The following is a 14,419-nucleotide window of genomic DNA, read 5'->3' as shown; positions in this document are numbered from 1 at the left end:
TTCAAATTAATGAACAGGTTTTTCGGTATTGTCGAAAATTATTTAAAATTACAACTCTAAAGCACGTTTAGCGTCGCCATTCATCAATAATTCTAATGGATTTTCTAAAGCTTCTTTTACAGCAACCAAGAAACCAACAGACTCACGTCCGTCAATGATTCTGTGATCGTAAGAAAGAGCAACATACATCATTGGGTGAATTTCAACTTTTCCGTTTACAGCAATCGGACGCTCGATGATGTTGTGCATTCCTAAGATTCCTGATTGAGGAGGGTTGATGATTGGAGTAGATAACATACTTCCGAAAACACCACCATTAGTGATTGTGAAAGTTCCTCCAGTCATATCGTCAACTGTAATTTGACCATCACGAGCTCTTAAAGCCAATCTTTTGATTTCAGCCTCAATTCCACGGAAAGTTAAGTTTTCAGCGTTACGAACAACAGGAACCATTAATCCTTTTGGTCCAGAAACGGCGATAGAGATGTCACAGAAATCGTAGTTGATTTTGTAATCACCATCCATCATAGAGTTAACATCTGGATATAATTGTAAAGCTCTTGTAACTGCTTTTGTAAAGAATGACATGAAACCTAAACCTAAACCACCATGTTTAGCTTTGAAAGCATCTTTGTATTCGTTACGGATTTGGTTGATTGGCGTCATGTTTACTTCGTTGAAAGTAGTAAGCATAGCTGTTTCGTTTTTAGCCGAAACTAATCTTTCTGCTACTTTACGACGTAACATAGATAATTTTACGCGCTCAGTTCCACGGCTTCCACCAGTTGGAGTTCCCATTGATGGTACTGCGTTTACAGCATCGTCTTTAGTGATTCTTCCGCCTTTACCAGTTCCTGAAACAGATGCTGGAGCAATATTTTTCTCGTCTAATATTTTTCTTGCTGCTGGAGATGGAGTTCCCGTTGCATAGCTTGTAGCAGCTGGAGCTGGAGCCGCTTTTGGAGCTTCAGCCTTTGGAGCCTCTGCTTTTGGTGCTTCTGCTTTTGGAGCTTCAGTTGCTGCTGGTGCAGCTGGAGCACTTCCTGCTGGTTTTGCAGCATCTGTATCAATTAAACAAACTACAGCGCCTACAGCTACAGTATCTCCTTCTTCAGCTTTTAATGTAATTACACCGCTCATTTCAGCAGGCAATTCAAGAGTAGCTTTATCTGAATCAACTTCAGCAATAGCTTGATCTTTTTCTACATAATCTCCGTCTTTTACTAACCAAGTTGCAATTTCAACTTCTTTTATTGATTCCCCTGGTGATGGGACTTTCATTTCTAAAATCATCTTGTTTTTGTTTAAGGTTTTTAAGGTTTCAACCCCGATAGCTATCGGGAATGAAACTTGAAACATTTTTTTTAATTATCTAAATAAATTTTTATCGAATACCATTCTGATTGCATCTGCGTGACGGCGTTTTGCACGTGTGTAACTTCCAGATGCTGGAGCAGAATATGCTTTTAATGAAGCCAATCTCCATTTTACAAGATCAAAGTTCATTAACATGTAGCTGTAAGCCCCCATGTTTTTAGGCTCTTCTTGTGCCCAAACATAATCATCTGCATTTGGATATTTTGCAATGATTTCTTTAATCTGCTCAACAGGGAAAGGAAATAATTGCTCAATACGAACAACAGCAACGTCATTTCTTCCGTTGTTTTCTCTTTCAGCCACAATGTCGTAGTAGAATTTACCTGTACAGAAAACTAAAGTTTTTACTTTCTTTTTATCTACTGTATTGTCATCAATTGTTTCTTGGAAGCTTCCGTTTGCGATTTCATCAACTGTAGAAACACATCTTGGATCACGCAATAAACTTTTTGGAGAGAAAACTACCAAAGGTTTACGGAAATTCGTTTTCATTTGTCTTCTCAACAAGTGGAAGAAGTTGGCTGGCGTTGTACAATCTGCAACATACATATTATGTCTTGCGCAAAGTTGTAAGTAACGCTCCATTCTTGCAGAAGAGTGTTCTGCACCTTGTCCTTCATATCCGTGAGGCAACAACATTACAATACCATTTTGGTTGTTCCATTTGTCTTCTCCACATGAAATGTATTGGTCAATCATAATTTGAGCTCCGTTAGAGAAATCTCCAAATTGTGCTTCCCAAATTGTTAAAGCTTTCGGATTAGCTAACGCATATCCATAATCAAAACCTAAAACTCCGTATTCAGATAATAAAGAGTTAAATACTCCGAATTTTCCTTTTTTGTTTTCAATTCCATTCAAAAGAATTACTTCTTCTTCAGAATCTTCTACCTTAACTACAGCATGACGGTGAGAGAAAGTACCACGCTCAACATCTTGACCAGAAATACGAACGTCAAATCCTTCTGTTAAAAGAGATCCGTAAGCTAATGCTTCTGCAGTTCCCCAATCAACTGTGTTGTTGTCGTATCCTGTTTTTCTGTCTGTAACGATCTTAGTTATTTTGCTGATGAATTTTTTATCAGCAGGCAACGTTGAGATGGTGTTGATAATAGAATCTAAGCCTTTTTTGTCAAAAGTAGTATCTACTTTTTGAAGCATTTGAGTATCTGTTACCTGAACAAATCCTTCCCATTCATTTTTCATGAATGGAGTGATGATAGTCAAATCTTTTTTACGAGAAGCTTCTAAGTTTTCTTCTAATTTAGATTTGTATTGTTTTTCTAAACCATTTACATAAGAAGCATCGATTACACCATCAGATAATAACTTCTCAGCGTAAATGTCCCTTGGGTTTTTATGTTTAGCAATGATTTTATATAAAACTGGTTGGGTGAAACGAGGTTCGTCACCTTCGTTATGACCGTATTTTCTATATCCTAATAAATCGATAAATACGTCACGTCCAAATTGCATTCTGTAGTCTAATGCAAAAGATACAGCGTGTACAACTGCTTCAGCATCATCAGCATTTACGTGTAATACTGGCGATAAAGTTACTTTAGCAACGTCTGTACAATAAGTTGATGAACGAGCGTCTAAATAGTTAGTCGTGAATCCAACTTGGTTGTTGATTACAATGTGGATTGTTCCTCCAGTTTTGTAACCGTCAAGTTGTGCCATCTGAATAATTTCATATAAAATACCTTGACCTGCAATTGCAGCATCTCCGTGTACTGCGATTGGCAATACTTTAGAGAAATCATCAGCATAATATTTATCTTGTTTTGCTCTTGTGATACCTTCAATTACAGCTCCAACAGTTTCTAGGTGAGAAGGGTTTGGTGCCAAATTAATGTTGATGCTTTTTCCAGATCTCGTTTTTCTGTCGGCAGTAAGGCCTAAGTGGTATTTTACGTCACCGTCAAAATATTCTTGATCGTAATCTTTTCCGTCAAACTCACCAAAGATATCTTGAGTAGATTTTCCGAAGATGTTTGCCAAAACGTTCAAACGACCACGGTGAGCCATTCCCATTACGAATTGTTCAACACCTTTTTCCGCAGCTTGTTCGATCAAAGCGTCAAGAGCAGGAATGATAGATTCTCCACCTTCTAATGAGAAACGTTTTTGACCCACATATTTAGTATGAAGGAAATTCTCAAAAGATACAGCTTCGTTTAATTTATTTAAGATTGTTTTCTTTTCTTCAGTAGAGAAAGTAGGCTGATTAACATTTACAGCTAATTTATCTTGAATCCATTTTACAACGCCAGGATTTCTGATATACATGTATTCAATACCAATATGTTGGCAGTAAATAGCTTTTAAACGGTTTACGATATCTTGTAAAGAAGAAGGTACCATTCCGATTGTTTGTGCAGCATCAAAAACAATTGAGAGGTCAGCTGTAGATAATCCGAAGTTTTCGATATCCAAAGTTGGAGATGAAGTTCTTCGGTCACGAACAGGATTTGTCTTCGTGAATAAATGCCCGCGCGTACGGTATCCGTCAATTAATTTTAAAACGTTGAATTCTTTCTTTAGTTTTTCTGAAACCTGACTGTAATCTGTGTTGTCGCTTGTCACGTACTCAACAATTGTTTGCACAGGATTTTCGTCATTATAAGTCGTCATTCCAAAGTCAAAACCTTGAAAAAAACTTCTCCAGCTAGGCTCAACGCTGTCTGGGTTAACTAAATATTGATCGTATAATTGTGCAAAAAACTCGGTATGCGCTGCGTTTAAAAATGAAAACCTATCCATAATATGAGTGAATATACTTTTTTGTTATATAGAAACGCAAAAGTACAACAATCACATTTATTTAAATCTTTTTTTTACGTACTTTTACGTAAAAATTTGTTAAAATAAACGTTAACTATGAATAAAAATCAAATTTCAATCGTTTTCAATTCTTTTTTTGTGATTTTGGCAGTTTTATTTTCAACCAATGCGAAAGCACAGCAAAATTATGTTATAGATAACAGCAATCATTTTTGGGATAAAGTGCAATTTGGGGGCGGACTTGGATTGGGTTTTGGTTCAGGTTATACCAATATTTCGGTTATGCCGAGTGCTATTTACAACATCAATCCAATAGTTTCAGTTGGTGCTGGACTGCAGTTTGGTTATTTATATCAGAAAAATTATTACGAATCTTTTGTTTGGGGAGGAAGTCTTATAGGATTGGTAAATCCAATTCCAGAAATTCAGTTATCTGCTGAATTGGAACAAGTGAGAGTAGATACCCAATATGAAGCTACCTATAATTTCCCATCATATTCAGATAGTTATTGGAATACCGCATTATATTTAGGTGCAGGATATAGAACAAATAATGTTACAATAGGTGCCCGCTATGATGTTTTATATAATCCTAATAAAAGTCTTTACGGATCTGGATTTATGCCTTTTGTGAGAGTTTATTTTTAAAAAGATGCTAAGGTGCTGAGATGCTAAGATTCTAAGGTTTTTAAAAGCGAAAAGTTGAAGAAAGTTGTTTTTATAATTACAGCAATTATAGTTTTAAGCTGTAATAATTCAAAGAAATCAGATGTTGATAAGGAAAAAGTTGCGAAAAAAGAATTGCGGCCTTTTTTTGATTCTGATAGAATTGATCATTATTTTGTGAATTATACTCTTGACAGCATAATTATTTCTGGAGGAAAAAGTAAAAAATCAAAAAAAGAGAAGGAATTTGAAGATTTATTTATGGGATATTTTCCTGATAGTATTCCTAAAAAGAGTTTTGAAGAAATTTTGTTAAGTCATAATTATAAGAAATCCAATCTTACGACTAAACAGCAAAAGGAAATTGAAAATGTTTTCAGCGTAAAAGATTCTCTTCAAATGAGTGCATATGCGTGTGTTCCTGAATACCGCGATATCTTTATTTTTAAAAAGAAAGAAAAGACAATTGGAATAGCAAAGATTTGTTTTAAATGTGGTCGTTTCCAAATTATTGGAAGTAAAGTTGACACCCAGTATTTTGGACTTTGGACCGAATTAGAGAAATTGCATAATATAGTGCGTCCCAATGATAAAAAACCTTAGAATCTTAGCAACTTAGTACCTCAGAATCTTACTTATAATAATTCCGAAACCAAACCTTCTGCCATTCTCTTTTTAAAATCAAAAAAGCAACCTGTTCTGACAGAATTACTAAATCAGAGCCGTCGAGCTGTTTGATTTCGTTTTCAGGAACATCAATAATGTAAAGCAGATTCAAATATTCAGCAAATTTATACTGAATCATTCTGTAGATTTTTTCGTGAAGCTGAATCTTTAATTCTTCAGGTACAATGCTCAATGGGAAATCAATTCCTTCGTTTGCCAAATTAAAATCTTTATTGAGCTGTTCAATAAGATTCAAGTATAAAGTTTCAGCCTGTGCTTGTTCAAATAATGCTTCTGTATTTACCGGTGCTACAAACATAATTTTTCAATTTCAAAAATCAATGTCAATCACAACTTCCAAATTCAATTTTAAACTTATTTCGTTTTTGATATTGAAATTGATTTTTGAAATTGTTATTGTTGTTTTTTTAGACTTTACGCCCCATTAAATTTTCGCCAAATGTCCTCAGGATATTTTTCTTTTCAGAATCAATATCCATTTTTTCTAAGGTTTCAAAAGCTTTAAAAGTATACATTTCTATAGCGTCTTGTGTTGCTTTTGAAGCGCCAGATTCATTAAAAATGGCTTTTGCAGTTTCAATTTTTTCTGAATTTTCATCCAATTGCAAAGTGAATAATTTTTGTAATTCGGTTGCTTTTTCTGGAGTTGAAAATTCTAGGGCTTTTAAGTATAAATAGGTTTTTTTGTTTTCGATAATATCGCCACCAACTTGTTTCCCAAAAGTTTCTGGATCTCCAAAAGCGTCTAGATAATCATCTTGAAGTTGAAAAGCCAATCCTAAATTCAATCCGAAATCATAAATTAAATCGCCTTCTTTTTCAGAAGTTTTAGCCACAATTGCACCCATTTTCATTGCGGCGGCAACTAAAACTGCTGTCTTGTATTCAATCATTTTTAAGTATTCCGGAATAGTAACATCAGTTCTTTCTTCAAAATCAACATCCCATTGTTGTCCTTCGCAAACTTCAAGCGCTGTTTTGCTGAATAATTTGGCTAAGTCTCTAAAAACTGCTGGCTCATACTGCTCGAAATATTGATAAGCCAGAATCAGCATGGCATCACCAGACAAAATTCCAGTGTTGATATTCCATTTTTCATGTACCGTTTCTTCTCCTCTTCGCAAAGGTGCGTCATCCATAATATCATCATGAACAAGCGAGAAATTATGAAAAACTTCAACTGCCATTGCAGCCGGAAGAGCTGTTGTGTAATCGGTATCAAAAACCTCCGAAGCCATCAATGTAAGTACTGGACGCATACGTTTTCCGCCAAGTCCCAATATGTATTCAATAGGCTCATAAAGGTTTTTAGGTTCTTTTTGGATGCTTTGTTTTTTTAAATAACTAATAAAAAAATCCTGGTACTGACTAATATTGTGCATAAAATGAAATTCTGATTTCCGAGGCTCAAAGATACAATTCAATTATGAATTATCGCTTGAATAATCTTAAATGCGGCTTATAAATTAAGGTTTGATGAAAATCGTAACAAAATTTATGGATTAAAATTATTTTTTAAAAAACTTGGAAACTTTTTTGGTATTTAGAGTTTCCTGTATATATTTGCAGCTTTAAACGGAAACTCATAACACTGTAAAAGTTTCCTTAGAAGGTTTTGTAATTTGTAAACTAATAAAAACCAGTAATTTATGAAAACAACTTGGACTTTAGATTCTACACAATCAGATGTTTTAATAAAAATGAGACATTCGAAAATTGCTTATTTAGGGGGTATTACCAATAAATTTGATGGTTATGTGAATATTGAAGATAATGAAATTGAAGATGCATCGGTGGAGTTTTCATTGGATATAAATAATAAAAATGAAAGTTTCCAGCAAATAGATTCTCATTTACAATTACAGGATTTCTTTGATGAAGATGAACATCCAATAATCAGTTTTAAATCGACTTCATTTCAAAAAGTGAACAACAATATTAATTTCTTCAAAGGCGATTTGACAATCAAAGATGTGACTAGAGTTGTTGAGTTGGATGCAGAATTCATTGGCGTAAACACTTATAATGGAGAGAAAAAAGTAGCTTTTGAAATTAAAGGTGATATTAAACGTCAGGATTTTGGTTTGAATTATGATTCATTTAACCATCAGAATGGAGAAGCGCTTGGAAAAGATATTAAACTGATTGCAAATTTAGAATTTAGCATATAAATCTTACATAATGAATAAGTTAATGTAAAATTAGTACAAAAATAACGGAAACTATTTTTTCAGCTTTAGTTTCCTAGTTATATTTGTATGCAATTGAGAATCAAGATGAAAGACAAAATTATATCAAAAGCTAGTGAGCTATTTTTGAAACTCGGTTTTAAAAGTGTCACAATGGATGATATTGCAGGCGAAATGTGTATTTCAAAAAAAACGATTTACAAATATTTCTGCAATAAAGAAGTTTTAATTGAAGAGAGCACTTCGATGGTTCACAATCAAGTACATCAGATTATAGATACCATTGTAGCGAAGAATTACAATTCGATTCATGAGAATTTTGAAATCAGAGAAATGTTTCGTGATATGTTTAAAAACAATATTGATACATCGCCAATTTATCAATTGAAAAAACATTATCCGGAGATTTATCAAAATGTACTTTCTCACGAAATTGATCAATGTACGCAATATTTCAGAGTTAATATTGAAAAAGGAATCCGTGATGGTTTATATCGTGAAGATTTGAATATCGATGTTTATGTGAAATTTTATTACACTTTAATTTTTCATATCAATGAGACTACAGTTTCAGAAAGAGAAGCACAACAAATAGAATTAGAAGCCCTAGAATATCACACGAGAGCCATGGCAACGCCAAAAGGAATTGAGGAATTAGAAAAACAACTTAAAAAAATCACCGTTTAATCGCCAATATATACATAATTTATGAAAAAAATAATTGTAATACTTTTGTGCTCTCTTGGCTTGTCTGCCAATGCACAAGTCACAACGCTAACCTTAAAGGATGCCGTTAACTACGCGCTCCAAAATAAAGCCGAAGCTAAAAAGGCAAAATTACAGGTTGAGAACAGCGAATACCAAATTCAGGAAATTCGCGCAAGAGCATTGCCACAAATTTCTGCAAACGGAAACTTGACATACAATCCAGTTATTCAGACAACAGTAATTGATGGAGCAGGATTTGGCCAACCAGGAACTACGATTCAAGCTGCATTTGGTCAAAAGTGGACATCAGTTGGAGGTCTTTCTTTAACTCAGGCAATCTTTGATCAGTCGGTTTTTACAGGTTTAAGAGCAGCACAAACTACTCGCGAATTTTATCAAATAAATGATCAATTGACAGAAGAACAAGTTATTGAAAGAGTTGCTAACAACTACTATGCAGTATATGTTCAGAAAGAAAGATTGATTTTATTGGACAGCAGTTATGTAAATACAACAAAAGTTCGTGACATTGTACAAGGTCAGTTTGATAATGGTTTGGCAAAAAAAATAGACTTAGACCGTATTATCGTAAAAATGTCAAACATTGATACCGACCGTCAACAAGTTAAAAATCAAATTACTTTGCAGGAAAATGCATTGAAGTTTTATATGGGAATGCCTATTGAGACTCAAATTACAATGCCAAAAGAACAATTTGAAGTTGTTCCGGCTGCATTGACTGAACAACCCAATATCGAAAACAGAACAGAATATCTGCTTTTGAAAAAACAGGAAGAGCTTTTAGTTTTTAACAAGAAAGCTGTTGAAGCAGGATATTACCCAACACTTTCGTTAACTGCAGGATATAATTATATTGGCCAAGGTCCGCAAATGCCTTGGTTTGCAAAACCAGCAGATGGTGTTTATTGGTCAGACTACTCTTCAATTGGATTGAATTTACATGTCCCAATTTTTACAGGTTTTGGAACTCGTGCCAAAGTAAGACAGGCAGATGTTGAAATCAGATCACTTCAAGAAGATATTAAAGACACTAAACTTTCTCTTGATTTAGATTACAGAAATGCAATGGCACAAATTGATAACAATATTGTGACAATCAATAATCAAAGAGAAAATATGCGTTTGGCGCTTGAAATTTTAAGCAATACAAAAAACAATTACCTTCAAGGATTAGCATCTTTAACCGATTTGCTAGACGCTGAAAATGCATCACTTGAAGCTCAAAATAATTTTACAAGAGCAGTTTTAAACTATAAAATTGCAGAGATTTCTTTAATCAAATCAAAAGGCGAACTAAAATCACTTACTAAATAACGAATTACAATGAAGAAAACTATTATAACAATCGTAATCATAATCGCAGCTTTGGGTGTGATAGGATATGTTTTAAATAACAATAAGAAAGAAAATAAAGCTAAAACGGATATCGTAGCAGAGAAAAATGCTGCAGTTTCTGTAAAAGTTACTCCTGTAAAAACAGAATTAGTTTCATTGGATTTCGTTGCAAACGGAAACTTTGCTCCAACTCAAGAATTGACTTTCTCTGCTGAAAAATCTGGAAAAGTAATTAGTGTTTTAGCAAAAGAAGGTGATTACGTACGTGTAGGCCAAACGTTGCTTACAATGAGAGGCGATGTAATCAATGTAAGTGCTCAACAAGCTCAAGCGGTTTATCAAAACGCAAAATCTGATTATGCGAGATATGAAAACGCTTTTAAAACAGGCGGTGTTACAAGACAACAATTAGATCAGGCAAAATTGGCTTTGACAAATGCAGAGTCTAACTTGAAACAAGCGAACATCAATGTTGGTGATACAAAAGTAAAAGCGCCAATTAATGGTTTCATCAATAAAAAATACATTGAGCCAGGATCTATCTTGACTGGAATGCCAGCAACTGCATTATTTGATATCGTAAATGTTTCTAAATTGAAATTGACGGTGACAGTTAATGAAAACCAAGTGACTAGTTTAAAATTAGGCGACAATATCAATATTACTGCAAGTGTTTATCCTGATAAAACGTTCCCTGGAAAAATTACTTTCATTGCTGCAAAAGCGGATGCAAGTTTGAATTTCCCAGTTGAAATTGAAATTACCAACAACTCAAACAACGACTTAAAAGCAGGTATGTACGGAACAGCAAATTTTGCATCTAAACAGCAAAAACAAAACCTTATGGTTGTTCCTAGAAATGCTTTCGTAGGAAGTGTAAGCAGTAACGAAATTTTCGTAGCTGAAAACGGTGTTGCAAAATTGAAAAAAGTTACAGCTGGAAGAATCTTAGGAGATCAAGTAGAAATCATCAACGGATTAACTGACGGTGAAAAGGTAATTACTACAGGTCAAATCAATTTACAAGACGGAAATACAGTAGAAATTATTAAATAGCTATAGGTTATAAGCTGTATGCTTTAAGCTTTTTAAAAGCCTATTGCCTATAACTTTACTGCCTAAATATTAAAGCATTTTAAAAAAACCTTAAAGCATACAGCTTAAAGCCTAAAGCCTAAAGCCTACTGCTTATAGCAATAAAAAAAATATGAAATTAGCCGAAATATCCATAAAACGTCCGTCGTTAGTAATTGTATTGTTTACAATTCTGACCCTTGGTGGATTGTTCAGCTACAGCCAATTAGGCTACGAGCTGATCCCAAAATTTGAACAAAACGTTATTACAATTTCTACAATTTATCCTGGAGCTTCTCCAAGTGAGGTAGAAAATACCGTGACAAAGAAAATTGAAGATGCCATTGCGTCTCTGGAGAATGTAAAAAAGATTGACTCAAAATCATATGAGAGTTTATCTATCGTTTCGATTACTTTGACATCAAATGCAAAAGTCGATTTTTCTTTGAATGATGCCCAGCGAAAAATCAATGCGATTATTAGTGATTTGCCAGATGATGTAAAAACGCCGGCATTGACCAAATTCTCGCTGAGTGATTTGCCAATTATGACGCTTGGTGCCAATGGAAAAATGGACGAAGCCGAATTTTATGATTTGATCGATAAAAAAGTAGCTCCTATTTTGTCTCGAGTACAAGGTGTGGCGCAAGTAAATATTATTGGTGGTTCTGAGCGTGAAATTCAAGTAAATCTTGATGCTGTAAAAATGCAAGGTTATGGACTTTCTGTTCCGCAAGTACAACAAAATATTTTGGCCTCAAACTTGGATTTCCCAACAGGAAATATCCAGACACGTAATCAAAAAATATTAATTCGTTTAGCGGGTAAATATAAAAATGTTGAAGAATTAAGAAACTTAGTAGTTTCTTCTCAAAACGGAATTCAGATTCGTTTAAGTGATATTGCCGATGTTCAGGATACACAAAAAATTGCTGAAAAAATATCACGTGTAGATCAAAAAAGTGCAATCGTACTGCAAATCATCAAACAATCTGATGCAAATGCGGTGGCGGTAAGTGAGCAATTATTAAAAACAATTGCAACGCTTGAAAAAGATTATAAAGTAAATCAGCTTAAATTAGAAGTTGCAAAAGACAGTACCATCTTTACGCTTGAAGCAGCAGATTCTGTTGTACATGATTTATTGATTGCGGTAATTCTGGTAGCATTTGTAATGTTGTTTTTCCTTCACAGTATCAGAAACTCGTTGATTGTAATGGTTTCTATTCCTGCATCGTTGATTGCAACTTTCATCGGAATTTATTTGATGGGGTATACTCTGAACTTGATGAGTTTACTTGGATTATCTCTTGTTGTTGGTATCCTTGTGGATGACGCGATTGTGGTTTTGGAAAACATTTACAGGCACATGGAAATGGGTAAAAGCCGAATTCGTGCGTCTTACGATGGAACTGCAGAAATTGGGGGAACAGTAACTTCGATTACATTAGTAATTGTGGTGGTATTCTTGCCAATCGCAATGAGTTCTGGATTGGTTTCTAACATCATTACACAATTTTGTGTTACGGTAATTATCTCAACAATGTTGTCATTGTTGGCTTCATTTACTATTATTCCTTGGTTGTCTTCTCGTTTCGGGAAATTAGAGCATATTGAAGGGAAGAATTTATTTGGAAGAATCATTCTTGGTTTCGAAAACTATTTAACACGTTTCACTGACTGGGTTTCTCATTTATTGACTTGGTGTTTGGATCATTATGTTAAAACATTTGTAGTTGTAATTATATTGTTCTTTGCTTCAACTGTTGGATTAATGGGTGGAGGTTTCATTGGGGGAGAGTTCTTTGCTTCTTCTGATAGTGGAGAGTTCTTGGTTCAAATTGAAATGCCAAAAGATGCTTCATTAGAACAAACCAACTTCATGACGCAAAAAGCAGAAGCGTTTTTGAAAGCGCAAGAGTATGTTCACAGCCAAATTACAACTGTAGGACAAACTTCTGAAGGTTTTGGAGCATCTCAAGCGACAGCTTACAAAGCAGAGATTGACGTTAAAATGATTGAGCAAAAAGATCGTACAGATGATGCGAATGTGTATGCTGCGAAAATCAAACGTAAACTTGAAAAAGTATTAGTTGGAGCAAAAGTAAAAACAGTTCCTGTAGGTATTTTAGGTACTGCTGAGGATGCAACTTTAGGATTGATCGTAACTGGTCCATCAACAGAAGCTGCAATGGCTTTTGCAAAACAAGCCGAGGCTTTATTACGTACAATTCCTGGAACAACGGAGATCAAATTAACAGTTGAAGACGGTAATCCTGAAATCAACGTAAAAGTAGATCGTGATAAAATGGCTGCCTTAGGATTGACGCTTCAAACCGTTGGTTTAACCATGCAAACTGCTTTTAGTGGAAATACAGATGGTAAATTCAGAGCTGGAGAATACGAGTACGATATCAATATCAGATACAATTCTTTTGATAGAAAAAGTATTGCTGACGTAAGTAATTTGATTTTCATCAATGCTGCAGGACAACAAATCAAATTATCTCAATTTGCCGATATTACTGAAGGTTCTGGACCTTCTCAATTAGAGCGTAGAGATAAATCAGCTTCTGTAACTGTAAAAGGACAAAACGTTGGGGTTCCATCTGGAACAATCGTTCAACAATGGCAAGCAAAATTAGATAAATTGAAAAAACCAGCTGGAGTTAACTACATCTGGGGTGGTGACCAAGAGAACCAATCGGAAGGTTTTGGTACTTTAGGAATTGCATTATTAGCCGCTATTATTTTGGTTTACCTTGTAATGGTGAGTTTGTATGACAGTTTCGCTCACCCATTCGTAGTATTGTTTGCTATCCCGCTTTCGTTCATTGGAGCGATGCTGGCACTGGCGTTGACAAACAACTCATTAAATATCTTTACTATTTTAGGTATCATTATGTTGATTGGTCTGGTGTGTAAGAATGCGATCATGCTTGTCGATTATACGAACCAAAGAAGAGCTGCGGGAGAATCGATCAGAACAGCATTGATTCAAGCAAACCATGCTCGTTTACGTCCGATCTTGATGACAACAATTGCGATGGTATTTGGTATGTTCCCAATTGCATTGGCGAAAGGAGCTGGAGCTGAGTGGAAAAACGGTTTGGCTTGGGTAATTATTGGAGGTTTGATTTCTTCTTTATTCTTAACCTTGATTGTGGTTCCTGTAATTTATAATATCATGGAGAAATTGATTCAGAAATTCTCTAAAGGAGAAAAAATCGATTACGAAGCTGAAATGGTGGCTGATTATGAGGCAACAGAATTAAGCGAAGACGGTTTTAATCCGAAACATACGCATTAATAGTTTTTAATTTTTGATTTGTAAATCCCAAATTCCTTAATTGGAATTTGGGATTTTTTTTGAATTGAGAAGAAAGTATTTCACGCAGATTTTGCAGATTTAAAAAAGATTTTTCTTCTATATTAAAATATATCCCGTGGTTTCAACCACGGGTACACAATGCATATGATACGTATCCCGTGGTTGAAACCACGGGCTATGTTGAGTAAAAGGATAAAAAATTCAGCAAATCAAATGAAAATATATCTGCGTTTATCGGCATAAA

The 14,419-nt window shown here is 34.6% G+C and carries 11 protein-coding genes; 7 read left to right on the top strand and 4 right to left on the bottom strand.

Translation table 11 applies throughout. From position 1 onward, the window contains the following. Positions 1 to 48: 48 nt before the first annotated feature. Positions 49 to 1,293 (bottom strand): 2-oxoglutarate dehydrogenase complex dihydrolipoyllysine-residue succinyltransferase, encoded by a 1,245-nt coding sequence (gene odhB / locus H600_RS0101335; RefSeq protein WP_026727097.1) that lies wholly within the window; start codon positions 1,291 to 1,293, stop codon positions 49 to 51. Positions 1,294 to 1,368: 75 nt separating this feature from the next. Further along, positions 1,369 to 4,143 (bottom strand): 2-oxoglutarate dehydrogenase E1 component, encoded by a 2,775-nt coding sequence (locus tag H600_RS0101330; protein ID WP_026727096.1) that lies wholly within the window; start codon positions 4,141 to 4,143, stop codon positions 1,369 to 1,371. 117 nt (positions 4,144 to 4,260) lie between these two features. On the opposite strand from H600_RS0101330, the gene H600_RS0101325 reads away from it, so the two are divergent. Both H600_RS0101325 and H600_RS0101320 read left to right on the top strand, forming a co-directional pair. After that, positions 4,261 to 4,812 carry a hypothetical protein gene (locus H600_RS0101325; RefSeq protein WP_026727095.1) on the top strand — a complete coding sequence of 184 codons (552 nt, stop codon included), beginning with the start codon at positions 4,261 to 4,263 and terminating at the stop codon, positions 4,810 to 4,812. Between the two features lie 54 nt (positions 4,813 to 4,866). Then, positions 4,867 to 5,433 carry a hypothetical protein gene (locus tag H600_RS0101320; protein WP_026727094.1) on the top strand — a complete coding sequence of 189 codons (567 nt, stop codon included), beginning with the start codon at positions 4,867 to 4,869 and terminating at the stop codon, positions 5,431 to 5,433. 28 nt (positions 5,434 to 5,461) lie between these two features. On the opposite strand, the gene H600_RS0101315 is transcribed toward H600_RS0101320, so the two are convergent. After that, complete coding sequence (locus H600_RS0101315; RefSeq protein WP_026727093.1) at positions 5,462 to 5,815, bottom strand: hypothetical protein; 354 nt, start codon at positions 5,813 to 5,815, stop codon at positions 5,462 to 5,464. A gap of 109 nt (positions 5,816 to 5,924) precedes the next feature. Continuing rightward, complete coding sequence (locus H600_RS0101310) at positions 5,925 to 6,899, bottom strand: polyprenyl synthetase family protein (RefSeq protein ID WP_026727092.1); 975 nt, start codon at positions 6,897 to 6,899, stop codon at positions 5,925 to 5,927. A 267-nt stretch (positions 6,900 to 7,166) separates the two neighbouring features. On the opposite strand from H600_RS0101310, the gene H600_RS0101305 reads away from it, so the two are divergent. From H600_RS0101305 to H600_RS0101285, 5 genes are all read left to right on the top strand, one after another. Continuing rightward, positions 7,167 to 7,688: a YceI family protein gene (locus H600_RS0101305; protein WP_026727091.1), complete on the top strand. Its 522-nt coding sequence runs from the start codon at positions 7,167 to 7,169 to the stop codon at positions 7,686 to 7,688. Between the two features lie 105 nt (positions 7,689 to 7,793). Beyond that, entirely contained in the window at positions 7,794 to 8,393 is a 600-nt protein-coding gene (locus tag H600_RS0101300) for a TetR/AcrR family transcriptional regulator (RefSeq protein WP_026727090.1), read from the top strand. A 21-nt stretch (positions 8,394 to 8,414) separates the two neighbouring features. After that, the gene (locus H600_RS0101295) at positions 8,415 to 9,749 is read left to right on the top strand and encodes a TolC family protein (protein WP_026727089.1); all 1,335 of its coding nucleotides are present in this window, start codon (positions 8,415 to 8,417) and stop codon (positions 9,747 to 9,749) included. A gap of 9 nt (positions 9,750 to 9,758) precedes the next feature. Then, on the top strand, positions 9,759 to 10,826 hold the full coding sequence (locus H600_RS0101290; RefSeq protein ID WP_026727088.1) for an efflux RND transporter periplasmic adaptor subunit: 1,068 nt from the start codon (positions 9,759 to 9,761) through the stop codon (positions 10,824 to 10,826). 151 nt (positions 10,827 to 10,977) lie between these two features. Further along, complete coding sequence (locus H600_RS0101285; RefSeq protein WP_026727087.1) at positions 10,978 to 14,154, top strand: efflux RND transporter permease subunit; 3,177 nt, start codon at positions 10,978 to 10,980, stop codon at positions 14,152 to 14,154. Positions 14,155 to 14,419: the final 265 nt, after the last annotated feature.

The sequence above is a fragment of the Flavobacterium denitrificans DSM 15936 genome (assembly GCF_000425445.1).
Lineage (GTDB): Bacteria > Bacteroidota > Bacteroidia > Flavobacteriales > Flavobacteriaceae > Flavobacterium > Flavobacterium denitrificans.
The sequence above is the reverse complement of the archived record's forward strand: the minus strand, read 5'-3'. Positions and strand labels throughout refer to the sequence as shown.

What these genes read in the sequence shown, in the direction of transcription:
- H600_RS0101325 (WP_026727095.1), top strand. Translation starts at nt 4,261, where the DNA reads ATGAATAAAAATCAAATTTCAATCGTTTTCAATTCTTTTTTTGTGATT.
- H600_RS0101315 (WP_026727093.1), bottom strand. Translation starts at nt 5,815, where the DNA reads ATGTTTGTAGCACCGGTAAATACAGAAGCATTATTTGAACAAGCACAG.
- H600_RS0101285 (WP_026727087.1), top strand. Translation starts at nt 10,978, where the DNA reads ATGAAATTAGCCGAAATATCCATAAAACGTCCGTCGTTAGTAATTGTA.
- H600_RS0101330 (WP_026727096.1), bottom strand. Translation starts at nt 4,143, where the DNA reads ATGGATAGGTTTTCATTTTTAAACGCAGCGCATACCGAGTTTTTTGCA.
- H600_RS0101300 (WP_026727090.1), top strand. Translation starts at nt 7,794, where the DNA reads ATGAAAGACAAAATTATATCAAAAGCTAGTGAGCTATTTTTGAAACTC.
- H600_RS0101305 (WP_026727091.1), top strand. Translation starts at nt 7,167, where the DNA reads ATGAAAACAACTTGGACTTTAGATTCTACACAATCAGATGTTTTAATA.
- odhB (WP_026727097.1), bottom strand. Translation starts at nt 1,293, where the DNA reads ATGATTTTAGAAATGAAAGTCCCATCACCAGGGGAATCAATAAAAGAA.
- H600_RS0101290 (WP_026727088.1), top strand. Translation starts at nt 9,759, where the DNA reads ATGAAGAAAACTATTATAACAATCGTAATCATAATCGCAGCTTTGGGT.
- H600_RS0101295 (WP_026727089.1), top strand. Translation starts at nt 8,415, where the DNA reads ATGAAAAAAATAATTGTAATACTTTTGTGCTCTCTTGGCTTGTCTGCC.
- H600_RS0101310 (WP_026727092.1), bottom strand. Translation starts at nt 6,899, where the DNA reads ATGCACAATATTAGTCAGTACCAGGATTTTTTTATTAGTTATTTAAAA.